This is a genomic window from Mesorhizobium sp. M1423 (assembly GCF_040317575.1).
Lineage (GTDB): Bacteria > Pseudomonadota > Alphaproteobacteria > Rhizobiales > Rhizobiaceae > Mesorhizobium.
Window position 1 is genome coordinate 246,312 of the sequence record NZ_JAMYKU010000006.1, and the last position, 16,839, is coordinate 263,150.

Sequence of the window (16,839 nt, forward strand, 5' to 3'; positions counted from 1 at the left end):
GGCCATCACTCCGCCGGCTGCGGTTCGGCACCGGAGGCCGACCAGTCGCCCGGCCTTCTCGCCGCCGAGCGATCGGTTTTCGGCGGCACCGGCGTGTCAGGATCGGTGCCGGCTTCCTCGGCAATCGAGGCTGCCCGCAGCGCCTTGGCATTGCCGCGCCAGGAATCCCACATGCCGATGATGCCCTTGGGCAGGAACAGCGTGACGGCGACAAACAGGCCGCCCAGCGCAAACAGCCAGAACTCCGGCAGCACGCCGGTGAACCAGGATTTACCGGCATTGACCAGAAGCGCGCCAATGATCGGTCCGACGATGGTGCCGCGCCCGCCGACGGCCGCCCACACCACCACCTCGATCGAATTGGACGGCTCGAACTCGCCAGGGTTGATGATGCCGACTTGCGGCACGTAAAGCGCACCGGCGATGCCGGCCATCACCGCCGACACGGTGAAGGCGAACAGTTTGACGTTCTCCGCCCGCCAGCCGAGAAAGCGCGTGCGGCTTTCGGCGTCGCGCACCGCCATCAAAAGCTTGCCGTATTTGGAACCGACGATTGCCCAGGTGACGAAGACGGCAAACGCGAGCATGACGGCGCTGGCCGCGAACAGCGCCGAGCGTGTCATGTCGGCCTGCACGTTGAAGCCCAGAATGTCCTTGAAATCGGTCAGGCCGTTATTGCCGCCGAAACCCATGTCGTTGCGGAAAAAGGCAAGCAGCAGCGCATAGGTCATCGCCTGGGTGATGATCGACAGATAGACGCCGGTGACGCGGCTGCGGAAGGCAAACCAGCCGAAGACGAAGGCGAGCAGGCCGGGCACCGCAAGCACCATGACCGCCGCGAACCAGAAATGGTCGAAGCCATACCAGAACCACGGCAATTCCTTGTAGTTCAGGAACACCATGAAGTCGGGCAGCAGCGGATTGCCGTAGACGCCTCGCGAGCCGATCTGGCGCATCAGGTACATGCCCATCGCATAGCCGCCGAGCGCGAAGAAGGCGCCGTGGCCGAGCGAGAGGATGCCGCAATAGCCCCAGACGAGATCGAGCGCCAAGGCGAGCAGTGCGTAGCAGAGATATTTGCCGGTGAGCGCCACGATATAAGACGGCACGTAGAAGGAACTTGTCGGCGAGACCGCAAGGTTGAGCAGCGGCACGACGATGGCGGCCGCCAGCAGGACGAAGATGGTGATGGCGACGCGACGATCGGCGCCGGCGGCAAAGAAACGTCCCGTGATCATGCTTCCACCGACCTGCCCTTGAGCGCAAACAAGCCGCGCGGGCGTTTCTGGATGAACAGGATGATCAGCACCAGGACGACGATCTTGCCGAGCACCGCTCCGGCATAAGGTTCGAGGAACTTGTTGACGATGCCGAGCGAGAAGGCGCCGACCAGCGTGCCCCAGAGATTGCCGACACCGCCGAAGACGACGACCATGAAGCTGTCGATGATGTAGCCGCGACCGAGATTGGGCGAGACGTTGTCGATCTGGCTGAGCGCGACACCGGCTATGCCGGCAATGCCGGAGCCGAGTGCAAACGTCAGGGCGTCGACCCACGGCGTCCTGATGCCCATCGAGGCGGCCATGCGGCGGTTGGCGGTGACGGCACGCATCTGCAGCCCCCAAGGCGTGCGCTTCATCACGTAGAGCAGCACCGCGAACACGCCAAGCGCGAATACCAGGATCCAGAGCCGGTTCCATGTCACGGCAAGCTGGCCGATATTGAACGAGCCGGACATCCATGACGGGTTGCCTACCTCCTGGTTGGTCGGCCCGAAGATGGTGCGTACGGCCTGCTGCAGGATCAGCGACACACCCCATGTCGCCAGCAGCGTCTCCAGCGGCCGGCCGTAGAGGAAGCGGATCAGCCCGCGCTCGATGACAAGGCCGACGAGCGCCGCCACTAGGAAGGCCAGCGGCAAGGCGATGACCAGCGACCAGTCGAACAGACCGGGAAAGGAATTCCGGATCACCTCCTGCACGACGAAGGTCGTGTAGGCACCGAGCATGACCATCTCGCCATGCGCCATGTTGATGACGCCCATGACGCCGAAGGTGATGGCCAGGCCAATCGCCGCCAGCAGCAGCACCGATCCGAGCGATATGCCGTACCAGATATTCTGGCCGGCATCCCACAGCGCCAGCGTCGAATTGATATTGGCGATCGCAGCCGTCGCCGCGTCCTTCACCGCACCTTCGGAATTGGCCTCTACAGACGTGAGCAGCGACACCGCATCGCGGTCGCCGCGCGCGCCGATGAGAGCGATAGCCGCCAGTTTGTCGGCCTCCGGCCTGTCGGAAACGAGAACCGACGCGGCGCGGGCATGTTCGAGCAGCGCCTTGACGCTTGCCACGCTCTCATTGGCGATGGCGGTGTCGAGCGGCTCGATGTTTGCCGCGTCCGGCGTCTTGAACATGGTGTCGGCGGCGGCAATGCGCACGGCCGGGTCCTTGGAGCCAAGCGTCAGTGTGCCCAGCGCGTCGCGGATCACGCGGCGCAGCGTGTTGTTGACTTTGATCTTGGTGATGTCGGCCTTGGCAGCTTCGCCCGATTTTTCGCCGGTGAGCGCATCGAGCAGCTCAATACCGTCGCCGCTCTCCTTGCCGACAAAGACCAGTGAATCGGCCTTGCGGACGTAAAGGCTGCCCTCCGCAAGCGCGGCAAGCGGCCGTTCGACGGCCGGATCGCCGGAAGCCGCAAGCTCGCGCACGACGGCTTCGATCGCCGGAAAATTGGCGGCAGTGGCGAATTTGGCGATGACGGCGCGCAGATCTGCTTCGCTGGCGTTCGACGGCAGCAGCGCCCCCAGGAGGAGCAGCAGCATCAGGCCAATCGCGCGGATCAGGATCATCGGTTTCTGGTGGCTCTTGGAGGTTGAATGTCGCCTCCGGGCAGGCTGGAGAAGGAGCCCGCCCGGAGGCTTTGCGGTCTGGGAGGACAGACCGGGAGGATTAGTTGGTTCCCTTGCCGCCGCATTTGCCGGTGGCAACGTTGAAGTTGCCGCAGGATAGAGGCGCGCGCCAATCGGAGATCAGGTCCTTGGAGTCGGGCAGGTAGTCGGACCATTCGTCGCCCATCACCAGGCCCGGCGTCTGCGAGACGGTTTCGAACTGGCCGTCGGCCTGGATTTCGCCGATCAGCACCGGCTTGGTGATATGATGGTTCGGCATCATGGTCGAATAACCGCCGGTCAGGTTCGGCACCGAGACGCCGACCATGGCGTCGATGACCTTGTCCGGATCGGTGGTACCGGCCTTCTCGACCGCCTTCACCCACATGTTGAAGCCGATATAGTGGGCTTCCATCGGATCGTTGGTGGTGCGCTTGTCGTTCTTGATGAACTTGTGCCAGTCGGCGATGAACTTCTCGTTCTCGGGCGTGTCGACGCTCTCGAAATAATTCCAGGCGGCGAGATGGCCGACCAGCGGCGCGGTGTCGAGGCCGGCAAGCTCTTCCTCACCAACCGAGAAGGCCATGACCGGAATATCCTCGGCCTTGATGCCCTGATTGCCGAGTTCCTTGTAGAACGGCACGTTGGCGTCGCCGTTGACGGTCGAGACGACAGCGGTCTTCTTGCCGGCCGAGCCGAACTTCTTGATTGCCGAGACTTCGGTCTGCCAGTCGGAGAAGCCGAACGGCGTATAGTTGACCATGATGTCTTCGGCAGCAACGCCCTTCGCCTTCAGATAGGCTTCAAGAATTTTGTTGGTGGTGCGCGGATAGACATAGTCGGTGCCTTCGAGCACCCAGCGCTTCACCGAGCCGCCATCCTCGCTCATCAGATAGTCGACCGCGGGAATGGCTTGCTGGTTCGGCGCCGCACCGGTGTAGAACACGTTGCGCTCGCTCTCCTCGCCCTCATATTGGACCGGGTAGAACAGGATGTTGTCGAGCTCGCTGAACACCGGCAGCACCGATTTGCGCGACACCGAGGTCCAGCAGCCGAACACCGCCGCGACCTTGTCCTTCGAGATCAGCTCCCGCGCTTTTTCTGCGAACAGCGGCCAGTTGGAAGCCGGATCGACGACCACCGCCTCGAGCTTCTTGCCGAGCAGGCCACCCTTGGCATTCTGCTCTTCGATGAGCATCAGCATGGCGTCCTTCAGCGTCGTCTCCGAGATCGCCATGGTTCCCGACAGCGAATGGAGGATGCCGACCTTGATGGTGTCGTCGGCCGCCTTGGCGGGAATGCTCATCAGCAGGCCGGCGGTGACCACGCCGGCCGAAAACATTTTTGTTATTGTCGAGAAACTGCCCCTCATACTTTTAAACTCCCAAGCTGGTTAACTGCATCGGAACAGACCATGCAACGGCTGTGCCAATCACCGGAGCAAAATCGGAGGATCTGAGATTTCCCAGCTCTGTCAGTCGGTTAATGCATTAGCCGCAGGAGATGAACCTCGCCTGCCAGGTTCGAAATGAGAAAAGATCACCCGTATCAGCCTAAGTTTTACTCATATACAGGCCAATGCCCGAATTTTGAGCAGCATCATTTGCGCGCTGGCGAGGATTGCAGCGCCGCAGCGAAATGGGGCAAGTTCGAACCCTTAAACGAGCGACGCCATGGCCTTCCGAACGTCTTGCATTTTCATCACCATGCTTCTGCTGGCGACGACGACCGTAGCGCGCGCTGGCTTCAGCGACGGCAAGCTGCCGGACGGCCCCTATCATTGCGAAGTCTATCTGCTTGGCATGTTCCTCAGCCTCGGCGACATCACCATCAACGGAAACGTCTATAGCGGTCCGGTGAGCTTCGGCACCGCGACGCAGAGTTATAATTATCAGATGGATGCAGACGGCGTGATCACCTGGCTGGGTCCGCTCGGCGGCTACACCGCCGGCGGCAACTCGATCTCGCTTACGCAAGCGACGCTGGAAAGCGGAACCACCCCCTCCTTCGACATCATCATGAAGCAGCCGGACGGTGCCTTTACCGCCTCGACCTGCACCAAACGTTGAAAAAAATATGCGCAACCTCGTGAGAATTAGCACCGGAAGGCAGAAAGCCGCTAGCTCTCCGCCGCCACGTCGAGCGCCAGCCGGGTCATATTGGTGAAAAGCCCCTGGCGTTCGGCATAGTCGGTCTGCTCGCCGGTTGCCACATTGTCGACGACGGTCAGGATCGACAGTGCCCGGGCACCAAAATCGGCCGCGATGCGGTAGAGCGCGCTGGTTTCCATGTCCACGGCGAGCGCGCCCTGTGCCTGCGCTTCGGCAAAGCGCTCACGCCCCTGCGGATGATAAAAAATATCGCTGCAGATGGTCAGGCCGGCCCGCTGGTCGATGCCGAGTTCGGCTGCCCGGGTCAACGCCTGGGCCAACAATGCCGGATCGGGGCTGGCGTTGGCACGATAGAGCCCGAAACTCTGAACGCTTTCTGAGCTTTCACCGCGCACCGATTGCGCGATCACCAGACTGCGCAGCGCCAGCTCGGCGGTCAGCCCGCCGCAGGTGCCGGTGCGGATCAGTGTTTTCGCACCATAGAAATCCAGCAGCTCGTGCACGTAGACCAGGAATGACGGGACGCCGATGCCGGTGGACTGGATGCTGATAGGCTTGCCGCGAAACAGGCCGGTAAAACCAAGCGCGCCGCGGCGGCGGTTGACGCAGCGCGGCGCCTCCAGAAAAGTCTGCGCCATCCATTCTGCGCGCTGCGGATCGCCCGGCAGCAGCACCGTGCTTGCGTAGTCGCCCTTGCTGGCCTCGTTGTGTGGCGTCACGGCATGCTTTCCAAAACCCGTCGCCCGTTTCGCCTGCAATCATGGCAGTCTCACGGCATTGCGCAAGCGGAGCGTTGGAAGGGTCAGGATTCCAGCATGTCCTTGACGATCGTGGCCAATTGCTTGAGCGAAAACGGCTTGGGCAAAAAGCCGAAATGTGCGTCGGCCGGCAAGTTCTTGGCGAATGCGTCTTCCGCATATCCGGACACGAAGATGAACTTGATGTCGGGCTGCCGCTTGCGCAATTCGCCAAGCAGCGTCGGGCCGTCCATTTCCGGCATCACCACGTCTGAGACCACGATGTCGACCTTGCCGCCGAGCGCTTCGTAGACTTCAAGCGCCTCGACGCCCGACGACGCCTCGTGGACGGTGTAGCCGCGCGACTTTAGTGCACGCATGCCGCCCATGCGTACGGCGTCCTCGTCCTCGACCAGCAGCACCGTGGCCGAGCCCGACAGATCCTTGGCTGAGTCGGCGATCTTGGCAGGTGCGGCCGGCACTTCTCCAGCCTCGCCCGCCTTCCTTGCCTCCGCAATGTGCCGCGGCAGGAAGATGCGGAACAGGGATCCCTTGCCGACTTCGGAATCGCAGAAGATGAAGCCGCCTGTCTGCTTGATGATGCCATAGACCATGGACAGGCCGAGGCCCGTTCCCTTGCCAACCTCCTTTGTCGTGAAGAAGGGCTCAAAGATCTTTTTCAGCACATCAGGCGCGATACCGCTGCCGCTGTCCTCGACCTCGACCAGCACATAGTCGGCCGGAGTAAGTTCGCGATAGGAAAAGGTCTTGCATTCCCCGGCGCTGACGTTGCGGGTGCGAACGGTGAGGTCGCCGCCCGCCGGCATCGCATCGCGCGCATTGACCGCCAGATTGACCACCACTTGCTCGAACTGCCCGATATCGACCCTGACCGGCCACAGGTCGCGGCCATGGTCGATCCTGAGCTTGATATCGTTGCCGACCAGACGGGCAAGCAGCATTCTTAGGTCGGCGAGCACGTCGGTCAGGTTGAGCACTTCCGGCCGCAACGTCTGCTTGCGCGAGAAGGCCAGCAACTGCCGCACCAGCGAGGCCGCCCGGTTGGCATTCTGCTTGATGTTCATGATGTCCGGGAACGACGGATCGGACGGCCGGTGGTTGGTCAAAAGCAGGTCCGAAGCCATGATGATGGCGGTCAGCACATTGTTGAAATCATGCGCGATGCCGCCGGCGAGCTGGCCGACCGCCTGCATCTTCTGGCTTTGCGCCATCTGGCCCTCGAGGGCCTTTTGCTCGGTGGTCTCGACGGCATAGACGATGGCCGATTCCTCGGCGCCCTCGCCGCCGGTGCCGTCTGCGACCGCATTGACGTAGAAGCGTATGTGGCGCTCCTCATTGCCGGGCAGCACCGTATCGATCGGCTCGATATCAGCCTGTTGCTGGCGTGCCTTTTCGAACGCCGCGGCGAAAACCGGCCGGTCGCGCTCGTGGATCACCGTATCCAGCCGCACACGCCGATCGACCGCGTCGCGGTCGACGACCGAGGAAAACAGCGACAGGAACGGCGCATTAGTGCGCAGGATGCGGCCGGCGTGGTCGACGCCGGCTATCGCCATCGGCGTCGAGTTGAAGAACCGCGTGAAGCGTATTTCCGAGGCGCGAAGGTCGGCCGAAGCGTCCTCGCCTTGCGTCCGGTTGAGCACGATGGTGCGAGTCGGGCCGTTGAGCCCCTCTCGGCTGGCCGAAACACGATGCATGAAGCGCACCGGGAGCGCCTCACCGGTCATCGTCGTCAGATCGAGATCGATAACGGCATTGCGCGTGGTACCCGCGTCGGCCTTGACCGAACGGACCAGCGCCATGCCGTCTCCGGCGACGATCTCCGGCAGCGTGATGGCGCCGGGGGTGAAGCTGGCCAGGTCGATGCCCAGCCACTCCGCAAGGGTCGCGTTGATATAGGTGACGCGGCCTTCCTGGTCGGCCGAAAAGAAACCGGCCGGCGCGTGGTCGAGGTGATCGATGGCCTTTTGCAGGTCGAGAAAGAACCGCTCCTGCTCGGCCCGTTCCCGCGAGATATCAGCAAGCTGCCAAGCAAGCATGGGCAGCCGCTGGCCTGGAACGCTGAACGCGCGGGCCCGGACGCGGTACCAGCGCGCGCCCGGTTCGGCGCCTGGCCGAATGGACTGCGCGAGCCGAAACTCGCCGTCGCCCGGCTGGCCGTCGCGCAGGCCTGACGCCAGCCGGTATATGGTCACCGAGGCCTCGGGAACGTCTGAAAGCAAACCTTCGACCGTCTTGAGGTCGGCGGCCGACTCGGCACCCGTCATGTCGGCATAGGTCCGGTTGGCGTAGATGATCCGGCCTTTGGTATCGGTGACCAGGAGGCCTTGCGACATCGAATCGACGAAAGCTTTCGACAGTTCGTCGCTTGTCGAGCGCGGCGTGACGTGCACGAAGCCGATCGCAGTGGCGAACAGAAAGCCGACGCCGATCATCGCCAACACGCCAAGCATGCCGAGCAGGAATGGGTCGCCAAGTCGCTCGCGGAAAAGGCCGAAGACGATCGCTGCCCCCGTCAGGACGACGATGAAGACGATGAGCCGGGTGACCGCTCCCGGTCGCGTGTTCTGGTCGACGATAGGTACCGGATAGAAATCGCCGCGCGCTTCCTTGGCCATGTTCCCCCTGCTCGTGAATTCCGGTGTCGGTTGAATCATATTCTCAGGGTCGGGAAAAGGCCCGGCGGCAAATGTCCGCTAAAAAGACGCCGTTCCGCTTCCGGTGTTTCAAGCTGTTCACGAAGCGTGAAAGGCAACTTGCGGTGGCCTGCCGCAACAGTCTAGTGTCGCCTCTCTTCGAAAGCTGATTTTGGGGGAACCAATGCTGCAATGGCTGGATGGCGTGGCGGGTCCTGGTTATGCCGCGGCAATCCTGTGGACGTTTGCAGTACTTGTCCTTCTGCTTATCATTCTTCTCATCATCAGGCTGGTCCGCAGCCTGACCTTCGGAACATTCGTCGCCGGCGGCAGGAACCGCAAGACGCGGCTGGCGGTCATGGATGCCACAGCGGTCGACAGTCACCGGCGGCTGGTGCTGGTGCGCCGCGACGATATCGAGCACCTGCTCTTGATCGGTGGTCCGACCGACGTCGTCGTCGAGCGCGACATCAGGCTCTCGGCGCTGCGCCGCCCGGCATTGACCGGAGATAACAGCCACCAGCCGGCAGCAAGATCGGCTCAGACCACAGCCGCGCCGGTGAGGCAAGCGCCGCCGCAGGCGGCAAGCGTAGCCGCAACCCCTGTCCGAGCCCGCCAGCCGGCGACAATGCCGGCAACAATGCCGGCACCGGCGCCGAAACCGGCATCGAACGTCACACCGTTGCCAAATTATGGATCCGTCAACGCCAATGCTTCACGGCATACGCCGCCGCCGGCAAGACAGGACTCCCCGGCAAGATACGAGCCGCCGGCACAGCACGAGTCGATCGACGATGCGCTGATGAAGGAGCTGGAGGTTTCCCTCGACGAGCCACGCTTCAGCCAAACGCCGAGCAAGCCAGTGGCGAAGGCATCGCCCTCTCTCGACGACGAGATGACGAAGCTCCTCGGCGAGTTGTCCAATCAGAAAAGATAGGCTGATAGCGAACGGCCAATGAAAATGGCCGGAAAACCGGCCATTTTGAACGCTTTACCGATGCCGCTCTGTTTTTCCCGCCGACTCAGTCGTCGCGGTACACCTTCTCGCGCCGCTCATGGCGCTCCTGTGCCTCGATCGACAAGGTCGCGATCGGGCGCGCGTCGAGCCGCTTCAGCGCGATCGGCTCGCCTGTTTCCTCGCAATAGCCGTAGGTGCCTTCGTCAAGGCGCTGGAGGGCGGAATCGATCTTCGAGATGAGTTTTCGCTGGCGATCGCGGGCGCGAAGTTCGATGGCGCGGTCGGTTTCTGAGGAAGCCCGATCGGCGAGATCGGGATGGTTGGCGTTTTCCTGCTGCAGGATTTCGAGAGTTTCGCGCGCTTCGCGCAAGATGTCGTTCTTCCAGGTGACGAGCTTCAGGCGAAAATAGGATTTCTGCCGCTCGTTCATGAACGGCTCGTCTTCGGAGGGTACGTAATCGGCGGTAACGATGTCGTTCATTCGACTCACCCAACAAACCCCAAATTTGGCGCCTATATATTCGCGGACCGAAAACTGCACAAGGTCAATCGACGACTGTTTCACGCAATTGTTAGTCCCGGACAAACGGCATCCGCGATGCCCTTTTTGCGAAGAATACGACCGAATTCATACATGATTCGCTATGCTTGAAGGACGCTTGCCATTGCGCACGGAGCTCTTCTGATGGCAAATCCTGCGGCGTATTGACGGGTTCGGTGCCCGGCACAACGGGGATCCGGTGACCAGACTTTACCTGCTGAGGCATGCGAAGGCCGGCTGGGCGCTGCCCGGCGTCGCCGACTTCGACCGCCCGCTCGATACATCTGGCTTCGCCGATGCCGAAGCGATGGGCGTGCTGATGCGTTCTCGCAAATACGTACCGGGCCTCACCCTGTGCTCAAGCGCCAGGCGTGCCCGCCAGACGCTGGAAAGCTTAGCTGGCCATACGGACACGGGCCGGGTGCTGTTCTTTGACGCGCTCTACAACGACGATGCCGCCGCGTACCTCGCTGCCGTCCGGCAGAATGGCGGGCTGGACGCCCTGCTCGTCATTGGCCACAATCCGATGATTGAGGATCTCGCCATGGCGCTCTCAGGCGACGGCAACGAGACCGCGCGGGCCATGCTGAACCACGGCTTCCCGACCTCCGCACTTGCGGTGGTCCGGTTCAACGGCAGTCTTGCGGAGGCTGCGCCTGGCGCCGGCTATCTCGAAGCCTTCCTGACGCCTGCCGATATCTGAGGCCATTTCAAAGCCGCGCCTCAAAGCCTATATCGGTGGCTGACCGGCCCCGCGAGAACAGATTTTGGCATCATCGCTGACGACTTTCACCGACGAGGCGAAGATCGCCTTGGATACGTTGTCAGGCCGCGCTGCCGGGCTTTTCGCTCCGTCGCTGCGTCTTGGCGTGACCGGGCTGTCCCGCGCCGGCAAGACGGTGTTCATCTCGGCCCTTGTGCACAATCTGGTCCATGGCGGACGCTTGCCGCTGTTTGAGGCACAAAAATCGGGGCGCATCGCCAGGGCCTTTCTCGAAGAGCAGCCGGACGACGCCGTACCACGCTTCCAGTACGAGGATCACATCGCGGCTCTTGTCGACGACCGTGTCTGGCCGGACTCGACGCGTGCGATTTCCGAACTGAGGCTCACCATCGAATACGAATCGGCCTCCGGTTGGAGCCGCATGTTTTCCGCCGGCAAATTGTCCGTCGACGTCGTCGATTATCCCGGCGAATGGCTGCTCGACCTGCCGCTGCTCGGCAAGTCTTACGCCGATTTTTCGCGTGAGGCCTTCGAGATGGCCGTGTTGCCGGTGCGTGTCGATCTTTCGCGGGAATGGCAGGCGCTCTCTGCCTCCGTCGACCCCAACGCCGACGCCGACGAGATGACGGCGCGCCGTCTCGCCGAGAGCTTCGCCGCCTACCTCAAGGCCTGCAAGCTTGACGAGCGGGCGCTTTCGACCCTACCGCCCGGCCGCTTCCTGATGCCCGGCGATCTTGAAGGATCGCCGGCGCTGACCTTTGCGCCGCTGCCGAAACTCGGCCTCGGGCGCGCCCGCTACGGATCGCTGCAGGCGATGATGGAGCGGCGCTACGAGGCTTACAAGACGTATGTCGTCAAACCGTTCTTTCGCGAACACATCACGCGCCTCGACCGGCAGATCGTGCTCATCGACGCCTTACAGGCATTGAACGCCGGCCCCGGTGCGATGGCCGATCTGGAACGCGCGGTCACCGAAATCCTGTCCTGTTTCCGGCCCGGCCGGGGCAACTTCCTGACCGACCTGTTTTCAAGACGCATCGACCGCATATTGGTGGCCGCGACCAAGGCCGACCATCTGCACCACGAAAGCCACGACCGGCTGCAGGCGATCGTGCGGCGGCTTGCCGACCGCGCCGTGGCGCGGGCGAATTTCACTGGTGCCGACGTCGACGTCGTCGCCATGGCGGCCATGCGCGCGACTCGGGAAGGCACGGTCAAGCTGGGCCGTGAGACTTTGCCGGTCATTATCGGCACGCCATTGCGTGGCGAAAAAATCAATGGCGAAACCTTTGACGGAAAGACCGAAACAGCCATATTTCCCGGTGATTTGCCGGAGAAAGTTGATGCGGTGTTCGATGGTTTCGAATCGAAGCACCAGCAGAACGATGACGACCCGGCGATCCGCTTCGTGCGCTTTCGCCCGCCGAAACTCGAGCGCACGGCCGAGGGCGTGACGCTGTCGCTGCCGCATATCAGGCTCGACCGCGCGGTGCAGTTCCTGATCGGAGATCATCTCGCATGAGCGCGCCCCGCAGACCGGCGGCCTTTCGCATCGAGCCGGAGCCCCAGCCGAAGGTAGATCCGACGGCTCGCCATTCCGGGGCCGAGGCCGCGCCGGCGCGAAAGCCGCGTAACGTGAAGGCGGATCTTGCCGTGGTCACACCGGCGGAGATCGACGTCTTCGACGAGCCTGATATCGTCGCTGCCGAACCGCCGCCGGCGATTGCGCCGCGAAAACGTTCGCTGCTTGGCAGCCTGTTCTTCGGCGCGCTGGGCGTTCTGGTTTCGCTCGCCCTTGGCCTCTGGACCGACCAGCTGATTCGCGACCTGTTCGAGCGCGCCGAGTGGCTGGGCTGGCTGGCGGCCGGAATGGCATTGATCGCCATCCTGGCGCTTGTGGTCATCCTTATCCGCGAATTCGTGGCGATTGCTCGCCTCGCCGAGGTCGAAAAGTTGCAGAAGCGGGCGCTCGATGCGATTGCCCGCGATGATCCGAAGGCCGCCCGCGCCGTGGTCGACGAGTTGTCGGCATTTGTCGCGGCCAAGCCCGAAACCGCGGCCGGCAGGCGCTCGCTGGCCGAATTGCGCGGCGAGATCATCGATGGCGGCCATCTGGTGCGGCTGGCCGAGACCGAGATCCTCGGCCCGCTCGATGCCCGCGCCAAGATGATGATCCTCGAAGCGGCGAAGCGCGTGTCCCTGGTGACCGCGGTCAGTCCGCGCGCCCTGGTCGACGTCGCTTATGTCGTGTTCGAAGCCGGCCGGCTGATTCGCCGTCTGTCGGAGCTCTATGGCGGCCGCCCCGGCACGCTTGGCTTTTTTCGCCTGGCGCGCAGCGTTCTCGCCCATCTCGCGGTCACTGGGTCGATCGCCGTCGGCGACAGTTTCGTCCAGCAGATCGTCGGCCATGGCCTTGCGGCTCGGCTCTCGGCCAAGCTCGGCGAAGGCGTCGTCAACGGCATGATGACGGCGCGCATCGGCATTGCAGCGATGGAAACGGCAAGGCCCCTGCCCTTTAACGCCGTCAGGCGTCCAGGATTGGGCGATTTCCTTTCCGCGCTGACCTCCTTTGCGGCAAAGAAAGAAAAAGAAACATCCGCTTCCGAGACGTGACTATCGCCTTGGGGTGACAAAGCATTAACCAATCTTGTTCATGGTCGGAAGCGTCCAAACCAGTCTCTTTGTTGCCGGGTGTCGTCGATGAAAAGCGTTATTTTGTCCAGCGTGCTGCCCGTGGCGCTCGCCCTTGTCGCAACCATCGGCATTGCCGGAAAGGCTTCGGCGGCGGAACCGGACAAGCAGTTCTTTCGATCGGTCGAGGGCAAATGGGTCGGCCCCGGAGAAATCGTTGCCGGCAAATACAAGGGCACGAAATTCACCTGCAGCTTCATTGGCTCGACGCCTGACGGCAAGGTCGGCATGTCGCTCGACGGCGGCTGCCGGGTCGGTATGTTCACCCAGCAGATGTCGGCAACGATCGAACACAAGGGCCGGCAGGGCTACAAGGGCAGCTTCATGGGCGGGGCCGCTGGCTCCGGCCTCGACATTATCGGTGGCAATGTCATCGATGCGCACAAGGTGGTTTTCACCATTAATCGCAATCAGTTGCGCGGCGTGATGCAGGCGCTTGTCCCCGACGACAATTCGATGACGGTGACCGTTGCCGTGCGCGTCGACCAGCAGCTGGTCCCGGTCATCGGCATGAAGTTGAAGCGGATCGATGCAGTCGAGGTCGGCTCCATAACTCCGAACTGAGCTTTCGGCGTGAAAAGGCGGCAACCAAACGCCGCCGCCCTCCTTGACATGCAGATGGGTGCTCAGCCCTTGATCGCTGCAATCAGCTCGTCATAGGCCTTGCAGGCCTCGGCTGCTGTCGTGCCGCCCTGATACTTGGTTGTGACCGCCTGGACCTTGGCTGTGAGGTCGGCTGCCTTGGCCGGATCCTTGGTAATCGCAGCCTGAAGTGCCGCAGTCATGTCCTGAGCCTTCTTGGTCAGCATCTCGGTCGTGCACTCGGGTGCCTTCGAACAGGCAGAGCCGGCAAGTGCCGCGATGCCAACGGCAACCAGCAAGAACTTCTTCATGTCAGTCATCTCCTCAAAAAGGGCCGCGACTTGATCGTCGCTCACCCTCCACTGGCCGAAGCCGGGCGTCCTTAGCGCCGGATTGCGAAAACAAGCAACGCCCGGAGGCCCATTATCCTGTGCAGTGCGCCTGCAATAACGCCTGCACAATGCGCCGGATTCACACTGTTCGATCCGCTCCGAAGCCCCTATCTTGGCCGCTTGACTCCCAGGCGAGCGGAAGGGCAGGCATGGCGGCAGAGGCATCGAACAGCGATCTGATCCAGGTGGTGGCGCTGCTTGCCGCCGGCGTCGTTGCGGTGCCGATCTTCAGGCGCATGGGACTTGGCTCCATCCTCGGCTATTTGGCGGCCGGCGTCGTGATCGGCCCATTCGGGCTGCGCGTCTTTTCCGAATCGGAAGCCATTCTTCATGTCGCCGAACTCGGCGTCGTCATGTTCCTGTTCATCATCGGGCTGGAGATGCAGCCGTCACGCCTATGGGGCCTGCGCCGCGAGATTTTCGGGCTTGGTGCGCTGCAGGTCGGCGTCTGCGCGGTTCTGCTGACCGGCGTCGGCCTGGCGGGAGGTTTCCCGATCGCGCAATCCTTCGTCGCTGGCGCCGGTTTCGTACTCACCTCGACGGCAATCGTCATGCAATTGCTGGAAGAACGCGGCGACCTGGCAACGCCCAAGGGCCAGCGCATCGTCTCGGTCCTGCTTTTGGAAGATCTGGCCATCGTGCCGCTGCTGGCGCTGATCGCCTTCCTCGCGCCGGGCGGCGCCGATATGAGCCTGTCGGATAGGTTGACGGAGGTCGGCATCGGCCTTGCCGCGATCGTCGGGCTGGTGGTTGCCGGGCGCTATCTGCTCAATCCGTTCTTCCGTATCCTGGCGGATGCGCGCGCCCGTGAGGTGATGACCGCAGCTGCCCTTCTGGTCGTTCTCGGGTCAGCGCTCGCCATGCAGCTTTCCGGCCTGTCGATGGCCATGGGCGCCTTCCTGGCCGGCGTGCTTTTGTCGGAATCGACCTTCCGCCACCAGCTGGAGGCCGACATCGAACCGTTCCGCGGCATTCTGCTCGGGCTGTTCTTCCTCGCCGTCGGCATGTCGCTCGACCTGCATGTCGTCGTCGTCAACTGGCAGCTCATTGCCATCTATGTCGTCGCCTACATGGTGATGAAGGCGATCGGCATCTATATCGTTGCCCGCGTCCTCAAAACCGACCATCGGGAAACGCTCGAGCGCGCCGTCTTCATGGCGCAAGGCGGCGAATTCGCCTTCGTCCTCTATTCCGCGGCGGCTGCGGTGGGCATTATCGACGGCCAAGCCAATGCGATGCTGACCGCCATTGTCATCATTTCCATGGTGCTGACGCCGTTGGCGATCATTGCACTGCGGTATCTGACGCCGCGCGACGAGCAGTCGCTTGAAGGCGTCGATGTCGCCAACGGCCTGACCGGCAGCGTGCTGATCATAGGCTTTGGCCGGTTCGGCCAGATCGCCAGCCAGCCGCTTTTGTTGCGCGGCATCGACGTGTCGATCATCGACAACGAGGTCGAAATGATCCAAGCAGCGGCCGATTTCGGCTTCAAGGTCTATTACGGCGACGGCACGCGGCTGGACATCCTGCGAGCCGCGGGAGCCGGGCGGGCACGCGCCGTGCTGATCTGCGTTGACAAGCCCGATGCCGCCGTGCGCATCGCGGAACTGATCAAGGCGGAGTTTCCCTTGCTGACAGTGCTGGCACGGGCGTTCGACCGCGGCACCGCGTTGCAGCTCATTCGTGCCGGCGTTGACTATCAGCTCCGCGAGACGTTCGAATCGGCGCTTGTCTTCGGCGGCTCGACGCTGGAAGCCCTCGGCGTCGACCCGGAAGAGGTCGCCGAGGTACTCGAGGACGTCCGCCGCCGCGACGCTGCCCGTTTCGAGCTTCAACAGGCCGAAGGCATCCGCGCCGGACGGCGCTTCCTCAAAGGCAATATTGGCACCCCCATCCCGACACCGCTCAGCACACCACGCCGCGCGGGTCAGGCGCTCAATGAGGAAACCGCCGGCGTGCTGCAGAAATCCGAGCCGGCCGATTAATCCTTGGGAAGATGCGAATGATGGATGAACTGGACGAACGCGCGCTCTCCGTCACCAGATTCTGGCGCCACGCCGGGGAGGACGCATGGTTCGAGAAGAACGACGCTTTTGATGCCGACTTCCGCACCCGGTTTCTCGATCTGCACTTCGCCGCCGCCCGCCGCGAATGCGACGGCTGGTCCGAACACGCCGAAGGGTCGCTGGCACTGATGATCCTGCTCGACCAGTTTCCGCGAAACTGCTTTCGCGGCACTGGCCACATGTACGCCACGGACCCGCTGGCGCGGCATTTTGCCGGGAAGGCGATCGCTGCCGGCCATGACTTGGCGCTCGACGAAGAGCTCCGCGTCTTTCTTTATCTGCCCTATGAGCATTCGGAGGATCTCGCCGATCAGCTCAAATCGATGGAGCTTACCGCCGCCAAAGCCCCGTCCTATCTGAAATATGCCGTAGAACACCGCGACATCATCCAGCGCTTCGGCCGCTTTCCACACCGAAACAGGATGCTTGGCCGGGAGACGACACCGGACGAACAAATATTCCTCAACGGTGGTGGGTTTTCCGGCTGATT

General features: G+C 62.6%; 15 protein-coding genes. 8 read left to right on the forward strand and 7 right to left on the reverse strand.

Going from position 1 to position 16,839, the window contains the following annotated elements:
• Window positions 1–5: 5 nt before the first annotated feature.
• The 3 genes from urtC to urtA all read right to left on the reverse strand — a co-directional run bounded on the left by urtC (window position 6) and on the right by urtA (window position 4,262).
• Window positions 6–1,238: an urea ABC transporter permease subunit UrtC gene (gene urtC / locus NKG95_RS10775; RefSeq protein WP_352494574.1), complete on the reverse strand. Its 1,233-nt coding sequence runs from the start codon at window positions 1,236–1,238 to the stop codon at window positions 6–8.
• Complete coding sequence (gene urtB, locus NKG95_RS10780; RefSeq protein WP_352494573.1) at window positions 1,235–2,851, reverse strand: urea ABC transporter permease subunit UrtB; 1,617 nt, start codon at window positions 2,849–2,851, stop codon at window positions 1,235–1,237. The genes urtC and urtB overlap by 4 nt, the downstream gene beginning before the upstream one ends.
• 100 nt (window positions 2,852–2,951) lie before the next feature.
• A complete protein-coding gene (gene urtA / locus NKG95_RS10785) occupies window positions 2,952–4,262 on the reverse strand; it encodes an urea ABC transporter substrate-binding protein (protein ID WP_353040607.1) in 1,311 nt (436 codons plus the stop codon).
• A gap of 301 nt (window positions 4,263–4,563) precedes the next feature.
• On the opposite strand from urtA, the gene NKG95_RS10790 reads away from it, so the two are divergent.
• The gene (locus NKG95_RS10790) at window positions 4,564–4,959 is read left to right on the forward strand and encodes a hypothetical protein (protein ID WP_352908355.1); all 396 of its coding nucleotides are present in this window, start codon (window positions 4,564–4,566) and stop codon (window positions 4,957–4,959) included.
• A gap of 50 nt (window positions 4,960–5,009) precedes the next feature.
• On the opposite strand, the gene NKG95_RS10795 is transcribed toward NKG95_RS10790, so the two are convergent.
• Complete coding sequence (locus NKG95_RS10795; protein WP_023717814.1) at window positions 5,010–5,720, reverse strand: purine-nucleoside phosphorylase; 711 nt, start codon at window positions 5,718–5,720, stop codon at window positions 5,010–5,012.
• 83 nt (window positions 5,721–5,803) lie between these two features.
• Window positions 5,804–8,377 carry a cell cycle histidine kinase CckA gene (gene cckA / locus NKG95_RS10800; protein ID WP_353040608.1) on the reverse strand — a complete coding sequence of 858 codons (2,574 nt, stop codon included), beginning with the start codon at window positions 8,375–8,377 and terminating at the stop codon, window positions 5,804–5,806.
• Between the two features lie 202 nt (window positions 8,378–8,579).
• Here cckA and NKG95_RS10805 point away from each other — a divergent pair, with 202 nt between their 5' ends.
• A complete protein-coding gene (locus NKG95_RS10805) occupies window positions 8,580–9,332 on the forward strand; it encodes a hypothetical protein (RefSeq protein WP_353040609.1) in 753 nt (250 codons plus the stop codon).
• 85 nt (window positions 9,333–9,417) lie between these two features.
• Here the strand turns inward: NKG95_RS10805 and dksA are convergent, their stop codons facing one another.
• Complete coding sequence (gene dksA, locus NKG95_RS10810; protein WP_023717816.1) at window positions 9,418–9,834, reverse strand: RNA polymerase-binding protein DksA; 417 nt, start codon at window positions 9,832–9,834, stop codon at window positions 9,418–9,420.
• Window positions 9,835–10,093: 259 nt separating this feature from the next.
• Here dksA and NKG95_RS10815 point away from each other — a divergent pair, with 259 nt between their 5' ends.
• From NKG95_RS10815 to NKG95_RS10830, 4 genes are all read left to right on the forward strand, one after another.
• Entirely contained in the window at window positions 10,094–10,597 is a 504-nt protein-coding gene (locus NKG95_RS10815; protein ID WP_352844136.1) for a SixA phosphatase family protein, read from the forward strand.
• 64 nt (window positions 10,598–10,661) lie between these two features.
• On the forward strand, window positions 10,662–12,140 hold the full coding sequence (locus NKG95_RS10820) for a YcjX family GTP-binding protein (protein WP_353040610.1): 1,479 nt from the start codon (window positions 10,662–10,664) through the stop codon (window positions 12,138–12,140).
• Window positions 12,137–13,231 carry a YcjF family protein gene (locus NKG95_RS10825; RefSeq protein ID WP_353040611.1) on the forward strand — a complete coding sequence of 365 codons (1,095 nt, stop codon included), beginning with the start codon at window positions 12,137–12,139 and terminating at the stop codon, window positions 13,229–13,231. The genes NKG95_RS10820 and NKG95_RS10825 overlap by 4 nt, the downstream gene beginning before the upstream one ends.
• A gap of 87 nt (window positions 13,232–13,318) precedes the next feature.
• On the forward strand, window positions 13,319–13,873 hold the full coding sequence (locus tag NKG95_RS10830; protein WP_352482234.1) for a hypothetical protein: 555 nt from the start codon (window positions 13,319–13,321) through the stop codon (window positions 13,871–13,873).
• 62 nt (window positions 13,874–13,935) lie between these two features.
• On the opposite strand, the gene NKG95_RS10835 is transcribed toward NKG95_RS10830, so the two are convergent.
• Complete coding sequence (locus NKG95_RS10835) at window positions 13,936–14,202, reverse strand: hypothetical protein (protein WP_023717821.1); 267 nt, start codon at window positions 14,200–14,202, stop codon at window positions 13,936–13,938.
• A 230-nt stretch (window positions 14,203–14,432) separates the two neighbouring features.
• Here NKG95_RS10835 and NKG95_RS10840 point away from each other — a divergent pair, with 230 nt between their 5' ends.
• Together NKG95_RS10840 and NKG95_RS10845 are read left to right on the forward strand one after the other, a co-directional pair.
• The gene (locus NKG95_RS10840) at window positions 14,433–16,268 is read left to right on the forward strand and encodes a monovalent cation:proton antiporter-2 (CPA2) family protein (protein WP_353040612.1); all 1,836 of its coding nucleotides are present in this window, start codon (window positions 14,433–14,435) and stop codon (window positions 16,266–16,268) included.
• Window positions 16,269–16,288: 20 nt separating this feature from the next.
• Window positions 16,289–16,837: a DUF924 family protein gene (locus tag NKG95_RS10845; protein WP_353040618.1), complete on the forward strand. Its 549-nt coding sequence runs from the start codon at window positions 16,289–16,291 to the stop codon at window positions 16,835–16,837.
• Window positions 16,838–16,839: the final 2 nt, after the last annotated feature.